Here is a 21,403-nt window from a genome sequence, read left to right as displayed (position 1 = left end):
GTCTAGTTCACCGCCAGCGCCAGATTGGAGGTCTCCTCCAGGAAGGCGCGGATGCGACGCGCGTTCATCCCGAGATCGTGCGTGCCGAAGCGGGATGCGGAGCGGACATCGATTCGCGTTCCGTCGACCCGCGGGCGGATGCGCACGGTGATGTCGTCCGGCATCCGAAGCAGAAAGGTGCGGTCGACCGCCTCCAGGCGCCCTGCCCCCACACGCCCGCCCGGCGGCACCGCCTCGATCACCTGCCAGCCGAGATTGTCCGCGGCCTTGCGCACGAGGGCGAAGGCCTCCTCGGGGCCGATATCGAGGGTGAGCGGCGCAATCTGCACATAGGCCTCGCGCTGCATCTCGCGCGCCTCGGAAGACACCTCGGGAGGCACGTGACCGCCCCGAACGGCCAGTGCCGCCCGGGAGCGCGAAAACGCGGGCGGGTCCTCCGTGTCGGTGGCGACATCGTTGATGGGCGGCAGGGTCACGGCCCGGACCGCCATGAGGCCGGGATAGGCGAGGACGAGGGCTGCGATGACGAGGCCCCGGATGGCGCTTCCCAGCCCGCGCCGCCCTTCCCGCCAGATGCGGATGAAGGCGATGAACGACAGCCCCACCGCCAGCAACGCCATGGCGAGCCCGGCTCCCAGGGCGACGAATCCCGACTGGTACTCCACGCGCTCGAACCGGATCAGCAGAACGGCCATGACGGTCACGGCCAGCGCGAACCACGCGAGCTTGGGCGACCACTTCGCGGGCCGGGAATACGGTTCCTCGATGATGAGACGGCGCATCAGGTCGTCTTACAGATCTCTTTCAGCGCACGCCACTCCTCGCCGGTGAGGAGCGGCTGGCCTTGCCGGGGCGGGACATGTTTTTCCAAAGCTTTCAGGCGTTCGCCTGTCAGCGGATGGCTAGACAGTAAAGCAGAAGCTTTGCCTTTCGTTCCGCCGAATGTCGATCAATACGAGGGGATGACGTCCGGAAAGGTTCCGATGTAAACTGTTTCCACAGTACCGAGGAGTTGTTCGTTGTCGTTCCCCTCCCCCACCCCGGCCGGCCAGGAAACAGTCGATCCGCTGCGGGTCTGGTTTCGAGTCATCCGCCTGCATCGCCGGGCCGTGAATACGGTTGCGAGCACCCTGAAGGAGCTCGGCCTCTCCATTCCGCAATTCGACCTGCTCTCCACCCTCACGGAGCGGGAAGGGCTGAGCCAGCAGGAACTGGCTGAGCGGCTCTATGTCACCAAGGGCAATGTCTCCGGTCTCCTCGACCGGATGGTGGAGGCGGGGCTCGTCGAGCGCCGCTCGATTCCGGGGGACAGGCGCTCCAATGCGCTCCACCTGACGGATAAGGGCCGCGACCTCGCAGAGAAGGGCATCGCCGCCCAGCGGGCCTATGTGGAGCGCACCCTCGGCACGCTGCCGCCGCAGGACCTCGTCGATCTGGAGCGCATCGTTCTCGCCTGGCGCGAGAAGGCGCGGGTCGAGGAGGAGACGATGGAATCCAAGCAGCGGCGGTAACCTCCATGTTCGACGCGGTGGCATTCGCGGGCGGCGGGAACCGCTGCTATTGGCAGGGCGGCTTCTGGGAGGCGGCGGCGCCCCTGCTCGGTCTCAAGCCCGACATGGTGGTGGGCGTGAGCGCAGGCGCCTGGTCGGCCTGCTACAGCCTTCTGGGGCTCGGACGGCGCGTGAACGAGATGGTGGCGGAAGGCTGCAGCCTGGGACGCCGCAATTTCGAGTGGCGCGCCTGGCGCAGCGAAGGCTCGCCCTGGCCGGTCTCGCGCATGTATCGCAGCCTGATCGAGAGCATCATCGACGAGCATGCGCTGGAGCGTCTCACGCGTGGCCCGGGGATCCTGATCGGGCTCGCCCGCAAGCCGCGCCGGCTGCCCCTGTCGATCGCCGTTCCGCTCGGGATCGCGACCTATCAGGTCGAGAAGAAATGGCGCTCGCCGGTCCACCCCGGGGGCGGGCGCGTCATCGGCTTCCGGCCGGAATTCGTCCGCGTGCAGGACCTGTCGTCTCCGGCGGAACTCTCGGCCGCCCTGATGGCGAGCGCCAGCGTACCGCCCTTCATGCCGGTCGGGCTCGTGGGCGGCATGGCGGCCCTTGACGGCGGACTCGTGGACAACGTGCCCGCGGAGCCGCTTCTCCCCATTGAGGAGCGGGGCGGCAAGAGCCTCGTCATCCTCTCAAGGCTCTACCGCGCCTTCCCGCACGTGCCGGGACGGACCTATGTCCAGCCGTCCGAACCCGTCCCCATCGGCCAGTTCGACATCACCGATCCCTCCGGCATCCGCAAGGCCTATGAGATGGGTCTGAGGGACGGAGAGGCTTTCGCGAAGCGTGTGGGCGCACACACCTTATAGCAAGAGCTTGGCGGTATAGGCCTCCCTATCGTCAACCAACCCACAGGGGAGCTATTCATGACGCCACGCTGGATCGATGCGGTTCTGTCGAGCCGCATCACGGAAGTCGCCGCCCGTATTCTTCTCACCTTCCCGTTCTGGGGCAGCGGCCTCGCCAAGCTCCTGGATTTCTCAGGAGGCATGGCGGAGATGAGCCACTTCGGGCTCGAGCCCGCCTGGTTCTTCAACACGCTGACGGTCATCGTTCAGCTCGGCGGCTCCGCCCTCATCATCGCCAACCGCTGGACCTGGCTGGGCGCGGGGGCGCTCGGGGTCTTCACCTTCCTGACCATCCCGATCGTCCACAACTTCTGGAGCCTGGACGGGGAGCGCGCCGTCGTCGCCTTCCACACCGCCACGGAGCATGTCGGGATGATCGGCGCGCTGGTTCTCGTCTCGGTCCTTGCTTTGCGCCCACGGCGTACCGCCACGCACGAGCGCGAGCTGGACTACGCCATCGGCACCGGAGCCTGACGGACATTCACCAGAGGTTAAGCCTGCCTGGATCATTTGCTGACTAGCCAGCAAATGATCACGGCTCCGCCCCGAAGCGGTCACGACAGACCGGATCATGCGGTCAGGTCGTCGAAACGGCCCAGAAACTTATAGGGAGCATCATGATTCACCGCGCTACGAACCAAGAACCCGGCCCGAAACGCCCGGCGGAAGCCCAGCCTGCTTCCGCCTTCAAGCCCGTCGCTCTTCCGGCCCTTGCGGCGGCCGTGCAGGCCGCCAAGCCACAGCCGACCCGGCAGCCGAATCGCGAACTCCCTGCGATCCTGCGTAAAGAAGCAGTCTTGGGCTGAGGCCCTCGCACTCCCGGCTCCGAGATGAGCCTCGCCTCAGGTCTTTTCCGGCGAAGCATGAACTGCCTCGCCGGAATGAAGCACGGAATGGACAGGCGCTCGTGACGCTGCGACAGTAGCGGCAACCCTCAATCAAGAGCGCCCATGACCACACTTTACATCAGCCATCCGGCCGCCCTCGCCCATGAAACCCCTCTCGGCCACCCCGAAAGGCCGGACCGGATCCGCGCCATCGAGCGCGCCCTGGAGAAGGAGCGCTTCACGGCCCTCGTCCGCGAGCCGGCGCCGATGGCGGAGATGGAGAGCCTGATCCTGGCCCATCCGGAAGACTACGTCGTCCGCTTGCGGGAGATCTCGCCGCGGGAGGGACTGGTCCGGATCGACGAGGACACGGTCATGTCGCCCGGCACCTACGAGGCGGCCCTGCGCGGGGCGGGCGGCGCCGTGTTCGCCGTCGACGAGGTGATGTCCGGACGCGCTGCCAATGCCTTCGTCGCCATGCGCCCGCCGGGCCACCACGCCGAGCGCATCAGGGCCATGGGTTTCTGCTTCTTCAACAATGCGGCGATCGCTGCGCGCCATGCCCAGAGCCGCTACGGGGCTGAGCGGGTCGCGATCTTCGACTGGGACGTCCATCACGGCAACGGCACGCAGGACATCTTCTGGAGTGATAGCAGCGTACTCTACTGCTCCACGCACGAAGCACCGCTCTATCCTGGCACCGGCGCGGCATCGGAGACGGGCGAGCACGGCACCATCGTCAACGCGCCCCTGAGCGCAGGCGATGGAAGCGAGGCCTTCCGCGAAGCGCTGGAGACCATCGTCCTTCCGCGGATCGACTCCTTCGCGCCGGACCTCATCGTGATCTCGGCCGGTTTCGACGCCCATTGGCGCGATCCGCTGGCGAGCCTGAGCCTGACGGAGTCGGATTTCGCCTGGGCGACGCATAAGCTCATGGCCCTCGCGGACCGGCATTGCGGCCAGCGCATCGTTTCCCTTCTCGAGGGCGGCTACGATCTCGAAGGGCTCTCGAAATCTGTCGCCTTCCACCTCGACGCCCTCATGGGGCGGGATATGCGGGGCTGATCGGCGCCTTCGTGAAGGCGCGGCGGCTTATGCTCGACAGTTTATGCAGCAGCTCGCCGAGCGCTAGTGTCCGCAGGCCCGACAATAGAGCCAGCGACAGCAGGACACCGTAAGGCGTCGGGCCCGGGGCGAGCACCACGACGGCAAGGCCGGCGAGCACCGCCAGCCCGTGGATCGCCATGAGGCGCTTCTGCTGCGGGAAGAGGGCGCACGAATCCCCGACCGGCGCGGCCAGGGCGACGAAAAGCTGGAAGAGAGCCACGTACGGAACCACCTCGGCAAGGTTGCCAAGCCCCGTGCCGTTCAAAAGTGGATCCGCCAGGATCAGCAATCCCGCCATGGCGGCATAGGCCGCCCCGAGCACCACGATCAGGCCCAGCATGACGTGCCGGTGGAAGATCGGGTTTGCCCTGTCGGCCGATGGCCGCAGCCGGTTCAGGAAGATCGGAGTCGACGCGCCCGTAATGATCTGCGTCGGCACGTCGAAGATGCGGTAGGCCAGCGCCATGTGACCGGCGAGCACGTCGTCGGCCACGATCGGCATGATCAGAAGCGGCGACAGGACGAAGGCAAGGCCAAGGAAGGAGGCCGGCAGGTTGTAGATCGGCAGGTTTTTCCACTGCCGGGCCGTGTCGGTGAGCGCCGCCTTCGCCCATCCCTGCATCAGTGGCCGCAGATGCTGCCTGCGGCGCCACACGAGATAGGCTGCCCAGCCTCCATGTCCGACGATATCGGCGATGACGAAGCAAAAGGTGTCCTCGACCGGCGACAGGACGAGAATGAGCAGCGTCGTCGGCTGCAGAAGCGCCTGAACGAGGGATCCGCGTCCAAGACCTTTGAAATCGCCGATCCGTGTCGTCACCACAAAGGCAAGGCGCAGGATGCCGCGCGCTAAGTTGGAAAGCGGCAGCAGCAGGGCGACCTGCATCCGCATCAGATCACTGGTGCCGACTCCGACAGCCACGACCGAAAAGACGATCCAAAGCGCGCCGCCGACAACAAGGCAGAGACGCAGCGCCTGGCCCGCATCTTCATCGGTCTGCGCTGCGACGATGGCGGCCTCGTAGCGGAGGAACAGAGCGATCCAGGCCAGTGACGCGAATGTCTGATAGACGCCGAACTCGGCGAAGGCTTCGATGTCCACCAGCCACGCCGCAACGATCAACGTCAGGATCGACATCGCCCGCGCACCGATGAGGCGCGCCGCGAGGAAAAGGGCATCCCGTCCAGGCTTTCCGGTGATGATGCGCCCAGCAGCAAGCCGGAGAAGGATCAGCGGAGCCCAGAGCCCGGAGAGCGGAAGACCATATCTGTTATCACGTTCCTCGAGCCCTTCGTCCGATCTCCCCTCCGCGCGCGCGGCACAAGTCAGGTTCGATCGGTCGCGAACTTGGTTCAAACGGAAGCCGTAGCCGTGTGGTGAGGAGACTTCGGAAAAAGTCTGAGCGGAGGATTGGTATCATTATGGTTAAGCTTCGAGCGGCTCCTCGGCAAGGAGCTCGATTCCGAAGCCAGCCAATCCCACGTATGAGCGGGAAGATGTGGCAAGATTGCGGATGGAAACGACGCCCAAATCTTTGAGGATCTGCGCACCCAAGCCGACTTCCCGCCACTGGTTCGAGCGCATGGCTTCCGAGGCCGTCGTTTCGTCATCCGTGAAGTTCGTCACAGGCACGCCGGCCGTGCCGTCGCGCAGATAGACGAGCACGCCCCTGCCCTCCTTCACGAAGCGCTGCATCGCCGCAGCGATCGTCCTGCCGCCCTCGAATACATCGGTGAGCGCATTGGCGCGGTGCAGGCGCACGGGCAGGTTGCGACCGTCGCCGATGCGGCCATGAACGATGGCCATGTGTTGCACGCTGTCGAAAGGCGTCGAATAGGCATAGCCCGTGAAAGGGCCCCACTGCGTTTCGATCGGGAAGGTTGCGATTCGCTCCACAAGTTTTTCGCGCGCCTGGCGATAGGCGATGAGATCCGCGACCGAGATGCGCTTGAGGCTGTGCTTCTCGGCGAAGGCGTCGATCTGCGCGCCCTTCATCACCGTGCCGTCGTCGTTTGCGAGTTCGCAGATGACGCCGACGGGGGGCAGACCTGCGAGCTTGCAGAGATCGACCGCCGCTTCCGTATGGCCGGAGCGCATGAGAACGCCGCCGTCCTTGGCGATCAACGGGAATACGTGGCCCGGCCGCACGAAATCGACTGCGCCCATGTTGTTGTTGGCGAGAGCGCGCACGGTATTGGAGCGCTGCTCGGCGGAGATGCCGGTGGTCAGCCCGTGCCTCACATCGACCGACACGGTGAAGGCCGTTCCGAGCGGCGCATCGTTGGAGGCCACCATCGGGTCGAGCCGCAGGCGGCGGGCTTCCGAGGCGGTCAGCGGCGCGCAGACGATGCCGCAGGTATTACGGATGATGAAGGCCATCTTCTCCGGCGTGCAGAGGGAGGCGGCGACGATGAGGTCGCCCTCGTTCTCGCGGTCGTCGTCATCCGTGACGATGATAATTTCACCGCGGGCGAAAGCCTCGATGGCGTCGGTGACGGAATTGGGCATCAGAGCCTCCTTGGCGGATGTGGGCAGAAAGTCGTTGGGCGTGACGCCTCCGCGGGTCTCACGGGCGATCACTTCGGCCGTGTCCCGGGAGAGCCAGGCATGTTCGGAGTTGCAGAGCTGGGTGACGGCGCCAGGCGTGACGCCGATCCGGCGCGCGAATTCCACGCGCGACATGCCATTACGGGATAACCACTCAGCCAGTTTCATGGCGGTGGATTAGCCGAGGACGCGATTTTAGTAAAACTAAAATTGTCAGGATTTGATCGGCCAGGGAGCACTTTCCCCCACCTGCCCCCGATGGCGCAGGACGTGATCAGCCAGGACACAGGCCACCATGGCCTCACCCACCGGCACCGCACGAATGCCCACACAGGGATCGTGCCGCCCCTTGGTCCTGACCTCCGCCTCCGCACCGGAACGGGTGACGCTGGCGCGGGGCGTCAGGATCGAGGAGGTCGGCTTCACGGCGAAGCGGCACACGACCGGCTGGCCGGTGGAGATGCCGCCGAGGACGCCGCCCGCATGGTTCGACAGGAAGGTCGGCGCGCCCCGGTTGCCGGGCCGCATCTCGTCCGCGTTCTCCTCGCCACGTAGGCTTGCTGCGGCAAAGCCGTCGCCGATCTCGACGCCTTTCACCGCATTGATGGACATGAGCGCAGCGGCAAGGTCCGCGTCGAGCTTGCCGTAGACCGGAGCGCCAAGACCCGGCGGCACGCCCTCCGCCACGATCTCCAGAACCGCGCCGATGGAGGAGCCGTCCTTGCGCAGCCCATCCAGGTATTCCTCGTAGAAGGCCGCGGCCTTGGCGTCCGGGCAGAAGAACGGGTTGCGGGACACCTCGTCCCAGTCCCAGTTGTTCCGGTCGATGACATAGGGGCCCATTTGCACGAGCGCACCGCGGATCGTAACGCCGGGCAGCACCTTTCGGGCGATTGCGCCTGCAGCGACACGCGCCGCCGTCTCGCGGGCCGAGGAGCGCCCGCCCCCGCGATAGTCGCGGATGCCGTATTTCACATCGTAGGTGAAATCCGCATGGCCCGGACGGTAGCTCTCCTTGATCTCGGAATAATCCCTCGAGCGCTGGTCCACGTTCTCGATCATCAGCGCGATGGGGGTCCCGGTCGTGACCTGCCGGCCCGTGCGCTCGTCGATGAAGACGCCAGACAGGACCTTCACCTGGTCCGGCTCCTGCCGCTGCGTCGTGAATCGCGACTGCCCCGGCCGGCGCCGATCGAGCTCCGCCTGGATCTCGGCCGCTTCCAGCGGGATCATGGGCGGACAGCCGTCGACCACGCAGCCGAGGGCCGGCCCATGGCTTTCGCCGAAGGTGGTGACGCGGAAAAGATGACCGAAGGTGTTGTGGGACATGGCGCTTCTTCGAGGTACAAGGCCTCTTAAAACCAAAGCGCCCGGGAGTCACGCCCACATGGCGGTCGAGCCTCCCGGCGGCGGAAGGCCGTCGTCATGCGCTCCCAGCGCCGGGTCTCATCAGGCGGCCCGCCTCATTGCCTTTTCGAGAATGTCGAAAACCCGGTCGTCGGCACATTGTGCGACGTTGAACCGAAGAAAGCCGGTCATCGTCTGTGATGCGCTGAAGACATTGCCGGGGGCGAGAACCGCACCGTCCGCGAGCGCGTGACGCGCAACATGGGCCGCGTCCATCCCGCCGGGCAGCCGGCCCCAGACAAACATGCCCGCCCTGGGCTCTATCCACGGCTCGATCCCAAGCGCCCTCAACCGGGGGAGCGTTGCCGCCCTCGCTTCGGCGAGACGCCCTCGCAGGATCTCCCTATGCTTGCGGTACGCACCGCTGCTCAGCACGCCGAGGACCAGTTCCTCTGTCAGGCGACTGCTGGAGAAACCCGTCGCAATCCGATGATCTGTCAGTTTATCGATCCAGTCCCGGCTACTGGCGACGTACCCGCACCGGAACGATGCCGATAAGGCCTTGGAGAAGCTGCCCACCCGCACCACACGGTCGAGACCATCGAGAGCAGCCAGCCGGGGAGCAGGCTCGATCTCGAAATCCGCGAAGATGTCATCCTCGACGATGATGAGATCGTGCTTCTCCGCGAGTTTCAGGACCTTGTGCGCGGTCACGGCCGAGAGCGCCGCTCCCGTAGGATTGTGAAGCCCGGAATTGGTGATGTAGAGGCGAGGCCGATGGTCGGCCAACGCTTGCTCGAAAAGGCTTATGTCGGGACCCGTAGCAGTATAGGGCACGCCAACGGCCTTTGCCTGATGCGCGCGCAGCAAGGCAAGGAAGTTGAAATAGCAGGGATCGTCCACAAGCACCGTGTCTCCCGGCTGGAGCAGAAGCCGGCAGACGAGGTCGATGGCCTGCGTACCCGAATCCGTCAGAAGGATTTGCTCAACCGTTACATGCAGGTCCTGCTCCGCCATCCGCCGCGACAGGTACTGCCGCAGAGCAGATAGTCCGAGAGGCGAGCCGTAGTCGGTGAGCCCGGTCCGGTCCTCCAGCTTTGCGAGAGAGCGCAGCGAGCGGCGGATCTCCTCTTCGGGCATCCAATGGCTCGGCAGCCAACCGCAACCCGGCTTCAGCATGTCGCCTCCGGCTTCGAGCGACTGCCGAGACACCCAGAACGGGTCGATCGAGCGATCGAGGCGCGGGGCGATCTCCGCCAGGGACAGAGGAGCCAGCGGGGCGGCGCTGTAAAAGCCCGAGCCGGGCCGGGATTTGATGATGCCCTCAGCCATCAGACGCTCGTAAGCCTCGACCACAGTGGACTTGGATACTCGCATCGTCTCGGCGGCGGAGCGGATCGACGGAATTTTTGCGCCGGGGGCAAGGGAGCGGCTGGCGATCCGGTCGCGGATCGTTCGCATGACGCGCTCAACCTGGGTTCCAGAGCGCCGACGGGCTGAGAGGTCGTCCACTGTACTGTTCCCCATGCCATAACAGTTCAGGCGAACCGTACCGGACCGTATCTGGAAAAGCCATGCCGCCTCATTGAAAACAGGCCATGTCGGGAGGCGGATGCATGGACAGGACGACGGAAGGATGGCTCTGCGGCTTTCTCGGGGTGCTGATCTTCAGCGGATCGCTGCCGGCAACCCGCATCGCCGTATCAGGCTTCGATCCTTTGTTCCTCACCCTGGCGCGGGCGACCATTGCGGGTCTTCTGGGAGCGGCGCTGCTCATCGCTTTGCGGCAGAAGCAGCCGGATCGGGAAGACTACGTCCCGCTCGCTATCGTCTCCCTGGGTGTGGTCGTGGGCTTTCCCCTGCTGACGGCCTTCGCGCTCCAGCACATCACCGCAGCCCATTCCATCGTCCTCATCGGCCTGCTTCCCCTCACCACAGCCATGTTCGGCGTATTTCGAAGCGGGGAGCGGCCACGGGCCGCGTTCTGGGCGTTCTCCGGCCTAGGGGGATCCCTGGTCGCCGGATATGCGCTCGCCCATGGGGGCTCCGCCTCCCTGGTCGGCGATAGTCTGATGCTGGGGGCAATCCTACTTTGTGGCCTCGGCTATGCGGAAGGGGCCAAACTCTCACGCAAGCTGGGCGGATGGCAGGTCATTTCCTGGGCGCTGGTGCTGTCACTGCCTTTGACGGCGGGAGGAACGCTTCTCGCCTTCCCTGCGTCATGGAGCGGCGTTGCCATGCCGGCCTGGCTCGCGCTTGGATACGTTTCGCTGTTTTCCATGCTGATCGGTTTCGTCTTCTGGTACAGAGGCTTGGCTCTCGGAGGCATCGCCGGCGTCGGCCAGCTGCAGCTCCTTCAGCCCTTTTTCGGGCTGACGCTTTCGGCCATGCTTCTGCACGAGAGCGTCGGATGGCCGATGATCGCCGTGACCACTGCCGTCATTCTCTGCGTGGCAGGAGCGAAGCGCTTTGCAAAGCCCGGCGAGGTGAAACTGCGAATCTCGTAGGAGCTCCGCTGGGCTCTACACCCAGCGGTGATTGCGCCCCTCGATCACCAGCACCCTGCCCTGCCAGATGTCGATGCTGGCGGCCTGGCGGGGAGACACCCCGCAGCAGAGGGCCAGAAAGGCGCGGGCGACGCCGCCATGGGCGACGAGGACCGTATCGCGGGTGAGATCCTCCAGGACGGGGCGGATGCGCTCCGTCAGCATGGCGTAGCTCTCGCCGCCGCCGGGCGGGGCGTAGTTCCACTTGTCGCGCTCGCGCATGGCGGCCATCTGCGGCTCGGCCTTGCGGACCTCCTTCCAGGTCATGCCCTCCCAGGAGCCGAAGGTCAGTTCGACGAGGCGCTCGTCGAGCCGGTAGCCCTCCGGGTGCAGGCCGATGGTCTGGCGCAGCCGCTCCATGGTTTCGCGGGTCCGCCCCATGGGGCTCGCGATGAAGGCGAGATCCTCGATGTGGGGTGCGAGGGTCTGGAGACGGCGGCCCGCCTCCTCCGCCTGCACGCGGCCGAGATCGTTGAGCGGGATGTCCTTCTGCCCCTGGAGCCGGCCTTCGAGATTCCAGTCCGTCTCGCCGTGGCGGATGAAGTAGATCGTGGGGCGGGACGCGGTCACGGCAGGTCCAGGCTACTCTTTGTCGAGGGAAAGGTCGGGCGCTTCCGGGTTCTTCATGCCGACCACGTGATAGCCCGCATCCACGTGCAGGATCTCGCCGGTCATGCCGCGGGACATATCGGAGACGAGATAGGCTGCGGTCTCGCCGACCTCCTCGATGGTGACCGTGCGGCGCATGGGCGAGTTGTACTCGTTCCACTTGAGAATATAGCGGAAGTCCCCGATGCCGGAGGCGGCGAGGGTCTTGATGGGTCCCGCCGAGATCGCGTTGACGCGGATGTTCTTGGGCCCGAGATCCGCCGCGAGATAGCGCACGGAGGCCTCGAGCGCCGCCTTCGCCACGCCCATGACGTTGTAGTGCGGCATCCACTTCTCGGCGCCGTAATAGGTGAGCGTGAGGAGCGAGCCGCCCTCGTTCATCAGCTTCTCGGCCCGCTGGGCGATGGCCGTGAAGGAATAGCAGGAGATCAGGAGCGACTTGGTGAAGTTGCCCTCGGACGTCTCCACATAGCGGCCGGTCAGCTCATCCTTGTCGGAGAAGGCGATGCAGTGGACGACGAAGTCGATCGAGCCCCAGAGGCGCTTCACCTCCTCGAACACGGCGTCGATGGTCGCGCCGTCCGTCACGTCGCAATGGCCGACGACCGCCGCATCAAGCTCCTTCGCCAGGGGCTCGACGCGTTTCTTAAGGGCCTCGCCCTGATAGGTGAAGGCGAGTTCCGCCCCGTGCTTGCGAGCCGCCTGCGCGATGCCCCAGGCGATGGAACGATTGTTCGCCACACCCATGATCAAGCCGCGCTTGCCGGCCAGAATGCCGGGAGCCGTTGTCTGCGCCATAATTCACCTAAACCGTCGCTGGACACGTCAGAAAGACGGCTTCTTAGCCGACAGCGCGGCAGGGGGGAAGTCCTGTTATCCCTGCGATGCCCAATCCAGTCGCGACAGGCTGAATTTTCTATTTCGCCTTGGCCGAGCGCCGCTTGCGGGCATAATCCATCAGGTCCTCGTCCACGATGTCGGGCAATTTGATCTCGACCGTCGCGAGCAGATCGCCGGGGCCCGACTTGCCGGGCAGGCCCTTGCCGCGCAGGCGGAAGGTGCGTCCGGAATTGGTCAGGGGCGGAATGGTCATCTCGACCGCGCCGGTCAGCGTCGGGATGCGAACCGCGCCCCCGAGGATCGCCTCCTCGATCTCGACCGGCAGCCGCAGGCGCAGATTCTGGCCCTCGACGGTGAAGCGCTCATGGGGAGTGAACTTGATGGTCAGCAGCGCATCGCCCGGATCGGCGCCGGGAGCCCCCTGCCCCAACCCGCGCAGACGGATCACCTGTCCATCCGCTACGCCCTTGGGGATCACCACGTCCACGTCGCGGCCCGTCGGCAGGCGCAGGCGCTTCTTGGCCTCGCTGGCAATCTCCTCGAGCGTGACGGTAAGCGTGGCGGATACATCCCCGCCCTTCTGCTGGTTGGGACGCCCGCGCTCCTGACGCATGCCCTCGCCCGAGGAGCGGAAGGCGTTCTCGAAAATCTGGGAGAAGAAATCCTCGCCCGGATCGGCGCCGAAACCGCGGCGGCTCCGGCCGCCCCCGAAGGGCCCGCTGGAGCCCGACCCGAAGCCGAAACCGGCGAAATCCTCGGGCCGCGCGCCGCCGCGCCCGCCTCCGAACCCCTCGAAGCCGGTAAAGCGGGGCTTGCCCTCGGCATCAATCTCGCCCCGGTCGAACTGGGCGCGCTTGCCCGCATCGCCGAGGATCTCGTAGGCGGAATTCACCTCCGCAAACTTGTCCTTGGCCTTCGGGTCGTCCTTGTTGCTGTCCGGATGGTAGGTCTTGGCAAGCTTGCGGAACGCCTTCTTGATGTCCGCTTCGCTCGCGGTGCGGGGCACGCCAAGAACGTCGTAGGGGTTGCGCATCTTATGGAATCCAATGGACCGTCGAATTGAGGGCGGGAAGCCTGAAGCTCTTATGTGAAAACATCGTTCAGCGCGGAAAACCGGATCCGCTTTTCCGCACGATGCTCTAACGGAAGCTGACGACCATATGGGGAAAGTGTTGCCGGACTGCAACGCCCCTGCCGCGGAAAGCTAGGCCTTGGAAGCCACTTTTGCCGGCTTGATGTCCTTGATGGCCCATTCCCCGCCCGAGGGGCGGCAGGCCGTGCCCTGAAGGGATGCGCCGGAGGGAGGGCCGAGGCGGGCGGCGAATGCCCGGCAGATCTCGTCGTCCTTGACGAAGGGTGCGCCGGTGGGCGTGAAGGTGCCTTTCATGGAGGTATCGGGATTGTCCCAGGACACCTGCGTGCCCGGCCCCTGCGGATCGAGGGCGAGGCCCAGCGCCGCCTTGGCCCTCCGCCAGTCCTCCTCGTTCAGGTCGGGAGAGAGGGATATAGCGGCACTGAGCGCGATGGTGCCCGTGATCTCCGGCTCCTCGGGCTCGACATCCATGACCCCGACGGAGAAGCTGCAGGCGCTGACCGAGAGCGCAACGAGACCTGCGGCAAGGATTTTGATGGCTTCGCTGAAGGCGGCATCTGATCTATAACGGCGCGTATTGATCATCATCACGCGTCGGTCCCCCAGAACGAAAAGTCACACACCGAGATAAAACAGTGAACCAGTTAACAACCGGTGACTTCACCGAGACCGAAGAGCCCATCGCCCTGTTCCGGGACTGGATGAAGGAGGCGGAGGCTTCCGAGCCCAACGACCCCAACGCCATGGCCCTCGCCACCGTGGACGAGGACGGCCTGCCGAACGTGCGCATGGTGCTGCTGAAGAGTGCGGACGAGAATGGCTTCGTCTTCTACACCAACACGGAATCGAACAAGGGCCGCGAGCTTCTGGGGCAGAAGAAGGCCGCTCTCGTTCTGCATTGGAAAAGCCTGCGCCGGCAGGTGCGTGCGCGGGGTCCGGTGACGCTGGTGAGCGACGAAGAGGCCGACGCCTATTTCCATAGCCGCCCCCGCGACAGCCGCATCGGCGCCTGGGCGAGCCAGCAGTCGCGCCCGCTGGAAAGCCGCTTCGCCCTGGAAAAGGCGGTTGCCCTCAACACCGCCAAATTCGCCATCGGCGAGGTGCCGCGCCCGCCCTACTGGACGGGCTTCCGCATCGCGCCGGTCTCCATCGAGTTCTGGCAGGACAAGCCCTTCCGCCTCCACGACCGGGTTGTCTTCACCCGCGAGGGTGATGGCTGGCGGAAGTTGCGGCTCTATCCGTAAGCCGGACGCGGAAACACTCATGGACCCGGATCGCCGCTCAGGTTAAAGGTCTGCGCCCTCTCAGGTCAGGTGTGCCATGTCGTCTTCGTCCACCAATTCCCGCCGCATCATGCTGCTGACCGGCGCCAGCCGCGGCATCGGGCATGCCACGGTCAAGCGCTTCTCCGCGGCCGGTTGGCGGGTCATCACCTGCTCGCGGCACGGCTTTCCCGAAAACTGCCCCTGGGAGATGGGCCCGGAGGATCACCTCCAGGTCGATCTCGCCAACCCGGACGACACCCGCCGGGCCATCGCCGAGGTGAAGGAAAGGCTCGCAGCCGAAGGCGGCTGCCTCCATGCGCTGGTCAACAATGCGGGCATCTCGCCCAAGGGCCCCGGCGGCTCACGGTTGGGAGCCATCGAGACTCCCTACGAGGACTGGATCCGCGTCTTCCACGTGAACTTCTTCGCTTCCATCATGCTGGCCCGCGGTCTGCAGGACGAACTGACAAAGGCCAAAGGCTCGGTGGTGAACGTGACCTCCATCGCGGGCTCGCGCGTCCATCCTTTCGCCGGCGCGGCCTACGCCACCTCGAAGGCTGCCCTCGCGGCGCTCACCCGCGAGATGGCCGCCGATTTCGGGCCCTTGGGCGTTCGCGTGAACGCGATCTCGCCCGGAGAGATCGATACGTCGATCCTCTCGCCGGGCACGGAGAAGATCGTCGAGCAGATCCCCATGCGCCGCCTCGGCACCCCCGACGAGGTCGCCAAAGCCATCTACTTCCTCTGCACCGACGCCAGCTCCTACGTCACCGGCGCGGAGTTGCACATCAACGGCGGGCAGCACGTTTAGGCCGCCTCCGCCGGCCGCGGCCCCACATAGTGCGACCGCGGGCGTATGATTCGGCCGGTCTTCACCTGCTCGACGGCATGCGCCGCCCAGCCCGCGCTGCGGCCCGCGGCGAAGAGGGGCGTGAAGCCCTCGCGGGGAACCCCCAAGACCTCCAGCAGGAGCGCGGTGTAGAACTCCACATTGGTGTTGAGCCTCCGGCCCGGCTTGCGGTGTTCCAGCACGCGAAGCGCCGTCTGCTCCACGGCCTCGGCGAAGGCGATGCGGTTGTCGCGCCCCTTGAGCCGGCCGACGGCGGTCTTCAACACATCGGCGCGCGGGTCCCGCACCCGATAGATGCGGTGGCCGAAGCCCATGAGACGCTCGCCCCTGGCAATGGCCGCATCGAGCCAGGGCTCCGCGTTCTCCTCGCGGCCGATGGCGTCGAGCATGTCGAGCACAGGCCCCGGCGCGCCGCCATGGAGGGGGCCCTTCAAGGCGCACAGGCCGGCGACGACGGATGAGAGGAGGCCCGCTTCCGTGGAAGCGACCACCCGCGCTGCGAAGGTGGAGGCGTTGAGGCCGTGGTCGATCACCGTCACGAGATAGGTATCGAGCCCCCTCGCCTCGCGTTCGTCGGCGGGTGCGCCGCGCAGCATCCGCAGGAGGTCGGCGGCGTGGCCGGCGGTCGCGTCCGGCGCGATGGGCGGCAGACCGCTTGCCCCTCGCACCGCCATGGCCGCTGCCACCGCGGCCGCGCCGACGGCAAGCCCGGCATGGTCCTCCTCCGCATGCGGCAGGACGGAGAGCAGGAGGCGCATGCCCTCGACCGGAGTGAGGCCGGCCAAGTGGGGGGCAAGCGGCGCGAGATGCCGGAAAGCCCTTTCTCTTGCGCGGCCGAGAAGCGCGCGAGGATCCGCCGAGGCATCCGGAACGAGCCCTTCCCACAGCATCGCGACAACCTCCTCGTAGGATGCGCGGCCCGCCAACTCCTCCAGATCGTGGCCCCGGATGATCAGGCGGCCTGCCGCGCCGTCCACGTGGCTGAGGATTGTTTCCGCGGCAACGACGTCATCGAGTCCGATTTTCATGAGGCTTCTCCATCGATTGTGGGTGAAGCTTCGCGCCGGGCTTGCGGAGCGGTCAATCTTGAATCAACATATCAACCTATGAGATCCTCCGCCCTCGACCTGACCTCTGCGGAGGTCGCCTCCGCCCGCCTCGGCATCAGCCGGGCGAGCCTCTATGCCTATGTCAGCCGGGGCCTGATCCGCTCCTTCACCTCGCCGCACGATCCGCGCCAGCGGCTCTACGCCCTGGACGACGTGGAGGCCCTGGTCGAGCGCAAGGCGCGCTTCCGCCGCCCGGCTGCCGCGGCGGCGACGGCCCTCGACTGGGGCCTGCCGGTGCTGGAGACCCGCATCACGCAAATCAAGGACGGGAGATTATTCTACCGGGGCGCGGATGCGCTCACCTTGGCTGAGACTGCGGGGATCGAAGCCGTCGCGTGTCTTCTCGTCGGCGGCATGGAGGCGGAGGCATTCGACGCACCCTCCCCGCCCACAGGCTCGCCCGAGTCTCCGGCTCTCGGCCCCCGCGCCTATGTCGCACGGGCGATCCGGCTTTTGTCGGAGCATGGAGAGGAGACAGGGCACACGGCCTGCGATGTCGTCTCGATCCTGCGCCTCATGGTCATGGCGGGGAGTGGCTCGCATCCGAGAGCCCGGCCCTTCCACCGCCATCTCGCAGGAGCCTGGAATGCCGAGGAGGCGGGCGAGGCGATCCGCCGGGCGCTCGTTCTCTGCGCCGATCATGAGTTGTCTGCCTCCGCCTTCGCGGTCCGGGTCGCGGCCTCCACGGGCGCGACCCTCGGCAATGCGGTGATCGCGGGGCTGGCGGCGCTCAGCGGTCCGCTCCATGGCGGCGCGACGGAGCGGGTCCGCGCCCTGCTGGAGGACCATGAGGCGGAAGGAGGCGTGGAGCGCCTCGCCGCGAGGCTGGAAGCGAGCGAGGAGATCCCCGGCTTTCACCACCCGCTCTATCCGGACGGCGACCCGCGCGGGGCGGCGATCGTCGAGGGCCTGCCGCTGCTTGCCTGCGACGCCGCAGCCCTCAGCGCCATCGCGGAGGCGGGCGCGGGCCATGCCAGCGTCGATGTCGGGCTCGTCGCCATGGAGCGGGCCTTCCGCCTGCCGCGAGGCGCGGCCTTCGCCCTCTTCGCCAGCGGCCGCAGCGCCGGGTGGCTCGCCCATGCGGTGGAGCAGCGTTCCCAAGGCTCGCTCATCCGGCCCCGTGCCCGCTATGTTGTGGCGGAGGAGGCCCCCCATGAGCCGTGACCGTTTCTACCCCGAGCGCCCCGTCCTCGCCGCCTCCGTCGCGGTCTTCCGTGAGGGACGCATCCTCCTCGCCGCCCGGGGCAAGCCGCCGAGCGAGGATCTCTATTCGCTGCCTGGGGGAATGGTGGAGATCGGCGAGACCCTGGGCGAGGCGGCCCTCCGGGAGCTCCGCGAGGAGGTCGGGGTGGAAGCGGAGCTCGTCGGCCTGATCGCGCCTGTCGAATTCATTGAAAGGGATGCGGACGGCCATATAAAGCATCACGTCGTCATCGCCGCCCACGCCGCCCGCTGGGTCTCCGGCGAACCCCAGACAGGACCGGAAGCAAAGGATATCCGTTGGGTCACGGAACGGGACATCGCCGATTTGCCTATGACGCCAGGTCTCGCCGCGGTTCTGGAGCAGGCCTTCCGGCTGGAACGGGAGGACGCGGTCCCATGCGGCGCGTGAGGACGGGCCTTGCCGCGCTCGCGGCCCTGCTGGTCTCCCTTGAACCATTGGCCGCCCAGAGTTTCTTCGAGCGCCTGTTCGGCCCGCCCCGGCCTCCGGGCGTCCCGCCGCAATACGGCCCGCAGCCGCAATACGGCCCGCAGCCGCAATACCGGCCCGTGCCGCAATACAGGCCTCCGCCGCAGCCGCAGCCCCAGCCGCAGAGACGGCAGCAGACGCAGCCGCAGCGCTCGAGCCCGCCGCCATCGGAACCGCAGCAGCAGGCCGAACCCGCCCCCGTGATCGAACCGCCGCCCGCCCCTTACGAGAAGGAGATGCTGCGGCTTGCCGAGATCATCGGAGCGCTCGCCATGCTGCGCCCCCTCTGCACCGCGCCCGACGCCAATGAATGGAGCCGGCGCATGCAGACCCTGCTCGAGGCCGAGGGCACCACCCCCGGGCGGCGCGAGCGTCTCGCGGGGGCCTACAACAGGGGCTATCAGGCCTACGCCCTCACCTACCGGGTCTGCACCCCGTCGGCCCAGGAGGCTTCGGCTCGTTTCCTAAGGGAAGGCGAACAGCTCGCCCGCAACATCACCGGACGCTACGGCGGCTAGGGATTCGATCGGTCGGGAGCTGCGACACTATTATCCACATTTTTCCGGTGTACCCCTCTCGCGTTAACCTCTTTGCAAGGTGATGCTGGTCGTGGGACGGCGCGATGTTTTAAGTACGAATCAACCGAACCTGTGCGCCGCCCCTCGAAGGGGCCTGGATCATGAACGACAACGACGTCACTCTCTCCGAACTCCCCGAACTCAGCGCCATCAAGCAGGCGGCCTTGAGCTATGTGACCGAGGCTTTCGCCGAGGCCGAGTTCGACGGACTGGACGCCGATTGCATGGCCCATGCCGCCCTCTTCGCGGCCTTCACGGAACTCGTCGCCACCTATGGCGAGGATGCCGTTGCGGAATACGCAGCCAGCCTTCCCGATAAGATTCGCACCGGCGCCTTCTCGATGGCGGTTTCGCCGAAGCATTGAAGCTGGCACTCCTCCCTTGAAGGACATGAAGCTTCGAGTCGTGCGCCCGACGGACCAGCTCGACGAGGTCGTGCGCTTCTATCAGGAGGGCCTAGGTTTCGAGATCATTGCCGCCTTCGATGATCACGACAGGTTCGCGGGCAGGATCCTTGGTCATCCGCAGGCGCCATGGCATCTCGCCTTTACATATTATCGCAATCATAAGGCCGGTCGCGCTCCAACGCAGGACAACCTGCTCGTCTTCTACCTTCCGGATCGCACGGAGTGGGAAGCTGCTGTCCAGCGGATGTGTGACAAGGGACATACTCCTGTCTCCTCCTTCAACCCCTATTGGGATCGTCAAGGAGTGACCTTCGAGGATCCTGATGGCTACCGTGTCGTGCTCCAGAACATGGATTGGGTGAAGTAAACCACCTGACCTGAGAGCGCCTTTGCCTGCGCTTCGCGGAGCATCAGCCATGAAAGACATCAAAATTCGAGTGGCGCGGCCTACCGACAACCTCGAGGCGGTCGTGGGATTCTACCGGGACGGTCTTGGTTTCGAGGTCATCGCCGCCTTCGATGATCACGACGGCTTCGACGGGAGAATGCTTGGGCATCCTGGTGCGATGTGGCACCTGGAATTCACCCGGCAGCGTGGTCACACCGCCGGGCGCGCGCCCACGCAAGACAACCTGCTTGCTCTCTACATTCCAAATCACGCCGAATGGCAGAGCGCAGTCGAGCGCATGCGTGCCAACGGACACTCCCCTGTCCCGTCGTTCAATCCCTACTGGGATCGTTTAGGAGTCACCTTCGAGGATCCGGACGGCTATCGCGTCGTGCTCCAAAACTCCGCCTGGACGCAGTAGGCGTCCCGGGATGCAAAGACGCAACAAGCCTTATTCCCCAATCGTCTCCTCGAACCGCACCACCTCGCCCTGAGACGGCGTCGCGAGGGCGCCGTCCCACATGACGATGTTGCCGCGCACCACCGTGCCGATGGGCCAGCCGGTGACCTTGCGGCCGTCATAGGGGGTCCAGCCGCATTTCGAGGCAATCCAGGCATTCGTGATCGTCTCGGTGCGCTTCAAGTCCACCACCGTTAAATCGGCGTCGTAGCCGACAGCGATGCGGCCCTTGTTGGCGATGCCGAAGAGGCGCTTGGGGCCGGCGCTCGTCATGTCGACGAAGCGTTCAAGCGTCATGCGGCTCGCGTTCACATGGTCGAGCATGACGGGAACGAGGGTCTGCACGCCGGTCATGCCGGAGGGCGTGTTGGGATAGGCCTTGTCCTTCTCCTCGCGGGTATGCGGCGCGTGGTCGGAGCCGAGGACGTCGGCGATGCCCTCGTCGAGCCCTTGCCAGAGGGCCTGGCGGTGCACGGCGTCGCGCACGGGCGGGTTCATCTGGATATAGGTGCCGAGGCGCTCGTAGTCGTCAGGCCCGCAGAGCGTCAGGTGGTGCGGCGTCACTTCGACGGTGACGAGGTCCTTGTGATCCTTCAGGAGCGCCATCTCCTCCGCGGTCGTCACATGGAGCACGTGGATGCGTGCGCCGGTCTGCCGGGCGATGCGCACGAGGCGCTGCGTGCAGGCGAGCGCGACCTCCGCCGAGCGCCAGACGGGATGCGAGCTGGGATCGCCGTCCACGCGCAGCCCCTTCCGCTCACGCAGCATCGCCTCGTCCTCGGAATGGAATGCGGCGCGGCGGCGCGTGTGGCGGAGGATGTTGGCGATTCCCTCGTCGTCCTCGACCAGGAGCGAGCCGGTGGAGGAGCCCATGAACACCTTGATGCCGGCAGCACCGGCCAAGCGCTCCAGCTCCGGGAGGTCTTTGACGTTCTCATGCGTTCCGCCGACCCAGAAGGCGAAGTCGCAATGCATCCGGTGATGGCCGCGCCGCACCTTGTCCGCGAGCGCCTCCGCGCTCGTGGTCTGCGGATCGGTGTTCGGCATCTCGAAGACCGCCGTGACGCCGCCCATGACGGCGGCGCGGGAGCCGGATTCCAGGTCTTCCTTATGGTCGAGGCCGGGTTCGCGGAAATGCACCTGGGTATCGATGACCCCCGGCAGAATGTGGAGCCCCCGGCAATCGACCTCCCGCCCGGCAGAGGCTTGGGGCAGGTCGCCGATAGCGACAATCCGGCCGTCCCTCACGCCGACATCGCGCTCGGCGCGTCCGTCGTGGTTCACGACGACGCCGCCTTTGAGGATCAGGTCGAAGGTCTGGGGCATGGCGATCTCATC

The 21,403-nt window shown here is 66.0% G+C and carries 25 protein-coding genes; 14 read left to right on the top strand and 11 right to left on the bottom strand.

Annotated features, from left to right (window positions below; all coding sequences use genetic code 11):
- Window positions 1-2 precede the first annotated feature (2 nt).
- Window positions 3-782: a DUF1499 domain-containing protein gene (locus LG661_RS04745; protein ID WP_230530716.1), complete on the bottom strand. Its 780-nt coding sequence runs from the start codon at window positions 780-782 to the stop codon at window positions 3-5.
- Between the two features lie 237 nt (window positions 783-1,019).
- Here LG661_RS04745 and LG661_RS04740 point away from each other — a divergent pair, with 237 nt between their 5' ends.
- The 5 genes from LG661_RS04740 (at window position 1,020) to LG661_RS04720 (ending at window position 4,293) form a co-directional block, all read left to right on the top strand.
- Entirely contained in the window at window positions 1,020-1,511 is a 492-nt protein-coding gene (locus tag LG661_RS04740; RefSeq protein ID WP_230530715.1) for a MarR family winged helix-turn-helix transcriptional regulator, read from the top strand.
- 5 nt (window positions 1,512-1,516) lie between these two features.
- Window positions 1,517-2,362 (top strand): patatin-like phospholipase family protein, encoded by an 846-nt coding sequence (locus LG661_RS04735; protein ID WP_230530714.1) that lies wholly within the window; start codon window positions 1,517-1,519, stop codon window positions 2,360-2,362.
- Window positions 2,363-2,419: 57 nt separating this feature from the next.
- Window positions 2,420-2,875 carry a DoxX family protein gene (locus LG661_RS04730; protein WP_230530713.1) on the top strand — a complete coding sequence of 152 codons (456 nt, stop codon included), beginning with the start codon at window positions 2,420-2,422 and terminating at the stop codon, window positions 2,873-2,875.
- A gap of 143 nt (window positions 2,876-3,018) precedes the next feature.
- Entirely contained in the window at window positions 3,019-3,207 is a 189-nt protein-coding gene (locus tag LG661_RS04725) for a hypothetical protein (protein ID WP_230530712.1), read from the top strand.
- Window positions 3,208-3,351: 144 nt separating this feature from the next.
- Window positions 3,352-4,293, top strand: a complete 942-nt coding sequence (locus LG661_RS04720) for a histone deacetylase family protein (protein ID WP_230530711.1) — start codon at window positions 3,352-3,354, stop codon at window positions 4,291-4,293.
- Here the strand turns inward: LG661_RS04720 and LG661_RS04715 are convergent.
- The 4 genes from LG661_RS04715 to LG661_RS04700 all read right to left on the bottom strand — a co-directional run bounded on the left by LG661_RS04715 (window position 4,268) and on the right by LG661_RS04700 (window position 9,757).
- Complete coding sequence (locus tag LG661_RS04715; RefSeq protein WP_230530710.1) at window positions 4,268-5,692, bottom strand: lipopolysaccharide biosynthesis protein; 1,425 nt, start codon at window positions 5,690-5,692, stop codon at window positions 4,268-4,270. The genes LG661_RS04720 and LG661_RS04715 overlap by 26 nt on opposite strands.
- A gap of 69 nt (window positions 5,693-5,761) precedes the next feature.
- Window positions 5,762-7,051: a 3,4-dihydroxy-2-butanone-4-phosphate synthase gene (gene ribB / locus LG661_RS04710; RefSeq protein ID WP_230530709.1), complete on the bottom strand. Its 1,290-nt coding sequence runs from the start codon at window positions 7,049-7,051 to the stop codon at window positions 5,762-5,764.
- A gap of 45 nt (window positions 7,052-7,096) precedes the next feature.
- Complete coding sequence (gene aroC / locus LG661_RS04705) at window positions 7,097-8,212, bottom strand: chorismate synthase (RefSeq protein ID WP_230530708.1); 1,116 nt, start codon at window positions 8,210-8,212, stop codon at window positions 7,097-7,099.
- A 120-nt stretch (window positions 8,213-8,332) separates the two neighbouring features.
- Window positions 8,333-9,757: an aminotransferase-like domain-containing protein gene (locus LG661_RS04700; RefSeq protein WP_230530707.1), complete on the bottom strand. Its 1,425-nt coding sequence runs from the start codon at window positions 9,755-9,757 to the stop codon at window positions 8,333-8,335.
- Between the two features lie 89 nt (window positions 9,758-9,846).
- Between LG661_RS04700 and LG661_RS04695 the strand changes: the two genes are divergently transcribed.
- Entirely contained in the window at window positions 9,847-10,737 is an 891-nt protein-coding gene (locus tag LG661_RS04695; protein ID WP_230530706.1) for a DMT family transporter, read from the top strand.
- A 15-nt stretch (window positions 10,738-10,752) separates the two neighbouring features.
- Here the strand turns inward: LG661_RS04695 and LG661_RS04690 are convergent, their stop codons facing one another.
- From LG661_RS04690 to LG661_RS04675, 4 genes are all read right to left on the bottom strand, one after another.
- Window positions 10,753-11,346, bottom strand: coding sequence for a histidine phosphatase family protein (locus tag LG661_RS04690; protein ID WP_230530705.1), 594 nt, complete (start codon window positions 11,344-11,346; stop codon window positions 10,753-10,755).
- A gap of 12 nt (window positions 11,347-11,358) precedes the next feature.
- Window positions 11,359-12,183: an enoyl-ACP reductase FabI gene (gene fabI, locus LG661_RS04685; protein ID WP_230530704.1), complete on the bottom strand. Its 825-nt coding sequence runs from the start codon at window positions 12,181-12,183 to the stop codon at window positions 11,359-11,361.
- Window positions 12,184-12,301: 118 nt separating this feature from the next.
- Complete coding sequence (locus tag LG661_RS04680) at window positions 12,302-13,258, bottom strand: DnaJ C-terminal domain-containing protein (protein WP_230530703.1); 957 nt, start codon at window positions 13,256-13,258, stop codon at window positions 12,302-12,304.
- Between the two features lie 171 nt (window positions 13,259-13,429).
- Entirely contained in the window at window positions 13,430-13,906 is a 477-nt protein-coding gene (locus LG661_RS04675) for an RT0821/Lpp0805 family surface protein (protein ID WP_230530702.1), read from the bottom strand.
- Window positions 13,907-13,953: 47 nt separating this feature from the next.
- Here LG661_RS04675 and pdxH point away from each other — a divergent pair, with 47 nt between their 5' ends.
- Together pdxH and LG661_RS04665 are read left to right on the top strand one after the other, a co-directional pair.
- Window positions 13,954-14,562, top strand: a complete 609-nt coding sequence (gene pdxH, locus LG661_RS04670) for a pyridoxamine 5'-phosphate oxidase (protein ID WP_230530701.1) — start codon at window positions 13,954-13,956, stop codon at window positions 14,560-14,562.
- Between the two features lie 109 nt (window positions 14,563-14,671).
- Window positions 14,672-15,394: an SDR family NAD(P)-dependent oxidoreductase gene (locus LG661_RS04665; RefSeq protein ID WP_407666661.1), complete on the top strand. Its 723-nt coding sequence runs from the start codon at window positions 14,672-14,674 to the stop codon at window positions 15,392-15,394.
- On the opposite strand, the gene LG661_RS04660 is transcribed toward LG661_RS04665, so the two are convergent.
- The gene (locus LG661_RS04660; protein ID WP_230530699.1) at window positions 15,391-16,461 is read right to left on the bottom strand and encodes a citrate synthase/methylcitrate synthase; all 1,071 of its coding nucleotides are present in this window, start codon (window positions 16,459-16,461) and stop codon (window positions 15,391-15,393) included. The genes LG661_RS04665 and LG661_RS04660 overlap by 4 nt on opposite strands.
- A 78-nt stretch (window positions 16,462-16,539) precedes the next feature.
- On the opposite strand from LG661_RS04660, the gene LG661_RS04655 reads away from it, so the two are divergent.
- The 6 genes from LG661_RS04655 (at window position 16,540) to LG661_RS04630 (ending at window position 20,026) form a co-directional block, all read left to right on the top strand.
- Window positions 16,540-17,706, top strand: coding sequence for a citrate synthase (locus LG661_RS04655; protein ID WP_230530698.1), 1,167 nt, complete (start codon window positions 16,540-16,542; stop codon window positions 17,704-17,706).
- On the top strand, window positions 17,696-18,154 hold the full coding sequence (locus tag LG661_RS04650; protein WP_230530697.1) for an NUDIX hydrolase: 459 nt from the start codon (window positions 17,696-17,698) through the stop codon (window positions 18,152-18,154). The genes LG661_RS04655 and LG661_RS04650 overlap by 11 nt, the downstream gene beginning before the upstream one ends.
- Window positions 18,142-18,750 (top strand): TIGR02301 family protein, encoded by a 609-nt coding sequence (locus LG661_RS04645; protein ID WP_322098837.1) that lies wholly within the window; start codon window positions 18,142-18,144, stop codon window positions 18,748-18,750. Before LG661_RS04650 ends, LG661_RS04645 begins: the two co-directional genes overlap by 13 nt.
- A gap of 161 nt (window positions 18,751-18,911) precedes the next feature.
- A complete protein-coding gene (locus tag LG661_RS04640) occupies window positions 18,912-19,175 on the top strand; it encodes a hypothetical protein (protein WP_230530696.1) in 264 nt (87 codons plus the stop codon).
- Window positions 19,176-19,200: 25 nt separating this feature from the next.
- A complete protein-coding gene (locus LG661_RS04635; RefSeq protein ID WP_230530695.1) occupies window positions 19,201-19,584 on the top strand; it encodes a VOC family protein in 384 nt (127 codons plus the stop codon).
- A 49-nt stretch (window positions 19,585-19,633) separates the two neighbouring features.
- Window positions 19,634-20,026, top strand: coding sequence for a VOC family protein (locus LG661_RS04630; protein ID WP_230530694.1), 393 nt, complete (start codon window positions 19,634-19,636; stop codon window positions 20,024-20,026).
- Between the two features lie 30 nt (window positions 20,027-20,056).
- Here LG661_RS04630 and LG661_RS04625 read toward each other — a convergent pair whose 3' ends face one another.
- The gene (locus tag LG661_RS04625; protein WP_230530693.1) at window positions 20,057-21,391 is read right to left on the bottom strand and encodes a dihydroorotase; all 1,335 of its coding nucleotides are present in this window, start codon (window positions 21,389-21,391) and stop codon (window positions 20,057-20,059) included.
- Window positions 21,392-21,403 lie beyond the last annotated feature (12 nt).

Source organism: Microvirga roseola, assembly GCF_020866965.1.
Lineage (GTDB): Bacteria > Pseudomonadota > Alphaproteobacteria > Rhizobiales > Beijerinckiaceae > Microvirga > Microvirga roseola.
This window is presented reverse-complemented; position numbering and strand designations above follow the sequence as displayed.

What these genes read in the sequence shown, in the direction of transcription:
- LG661_RS04660 (WP_230530699.1), bottom strand. Translation starts at nt 16,461, where the DNA reads ATGAAAATCGGACTCGATGACGTCGTTGCCGCGGAAACAATCCTCAGC.
- LG661_RS04640 (WP_230530696.1), top strand. Translation starts at nt 18,912, where the DNA reads ATGAACGACAACGACGTCACTCTCTCCGAACTCCCCGAACTCAGCGCC.
- LG661_RS04645 (WP_322098837.1), top strand. Translation starts at nt 18,142, where the DNA reads ATGCGGCGCGTGAGGACGGGCCTTGCCGCGCTCGCGGCCCTGCTGGTC.
- LG661_RS04725 (WP_230530712.1), top strand. Translation starts at nt 3,019, where the DNA reads ATGATTCACCGCGCTACGAACCAAGAACCCGGCCCGAAACGCCCGGCG.
- LG661_RS04625 (WP_230530693.1), bottom strand. Translation starts at nt 21,391, where the DNA reads ATGCCCCAGACCTTCGACCTGATCCTCAAAGGCGGCGTCGTCGTGAAC.
- LG661_RS04700 (WP_230530707.1), bottom strand. Translation starts at nt 9,757, where the DNA reads ATGGGGAACAGTACAGTGGACGACCTCTCAGCCCGTCGGCGCTCTGGA.
- ribB (WP_230530709.1), bottom strand. Translation starts at nt 7,051, where the DNA reads ATGAAACTGGCTGAGTGGTTATCCCGTAATGGCATGTCGCGCGTGGAA.
- LG661_RS04650 (WP_230530697.1), top strand. Translation starts at nt 17,696, where the DNA reads ATGAGCCGTGACCGTTTCTACCCCGAGCGCCCCGTCCTCGCCGCCTCC.
- LG661_RS04630 (WP_230530694.1), top strand. Translation starts at nt 19,634, where the DNA reads ATGAAAGACATCAAAATTCGAGTGGCGCGGCCTACCGACAACCTCGAG.
- fabI (WP_230530704.1), bottom strand. Translation starts at nt 12,183, where the DNA reads ATGGCGCAGACAACGGCTCCCGGCATTCTGGCCGGCAAGCGCGGCTTG.
- LG661_RS04635 (WP_230530695.1), top strand. Translation starts at nt 19,201, where the DNA reads ATGAAGCTTCGAGTCGTGCGCCCGACGGACCAGCTCGACGAGGTCGTG.
- LG661_RS04655 (WP_230530698.1), top strand. Translation starts at nt 16,540, where the DNA reads ATGAGATCCTCCGCCCTCGACCTGACCTCTGCGGAGGTCGCCTCCGCC.
- LG661_RS04665 (WP_407666661.1), top strand. Translation starts at nt 14,672, where the DNA reads ATGCTGCTGACCGGCGCCAGCCGCGGCATCGGGCATGCCACGGTCAAG.
- LG661_RS04735 (WP_230530714.1), top strand. Translation starts at nt 1,517, where the DNA reads ATGTTCGACGCGGTGGCATTCGCGGGCGGCGGGAACCGCTGCTATTGG.
- LG661_RS04680 (WP_230530703.1), bottom strand. Translation starts at nt 13,258, where the DNA reads ATGCGCAACCCCTACGACGTTCTTGGCGTGCCCCGCACCGCGAGCGAA.
- LG661_RS04730 (WP_230530713.1), top strand. Translation starts at nt 2,420, where the DNA reads ATGACGCCACGCTGGATCGATGCGGTTCTGTCGAGCCGCATCACGGAA.
- LG661_RS04675 (WP_230530702.1), bottom strand. Translation starts at nt 13,906, where the DNA reads ATGATGATCAATACGCGCCGTTATAGATCAGATGCCGCCTTCAGCGAA.
- LG661_RS04695 (WP_230530706.1), top strand. Translation starts at nt 9,847, where the DNA reads ATGGACAGGACGACGGAAGGATGGCTCTGCGGCTTTCTCGGGGTGCTG.
- LG661_RS04745 (WP_230530716.1), bottom strand. Translation starts at nt 782, where the DNA reads ATGCGCCGTCTCATCATCGAGGAACCGTATTCCCGGCCCGCGAAGTGG.
- LG661_RS04720 (WP_230530711.1), top strand. Translation starts at nt 3,352, where the DNA reads ATGACCACACTTTACATCAGCCATCCGGCCGCCCTCGCCCATGAAACC.
- aroC (WP_230530708.1), bottom strand. Translation starts at nt 8,212, where the DNA reads ATGTCCCACAACACCTTCGGTCATCTTTTCCGCGTCACCACCTTCGGC.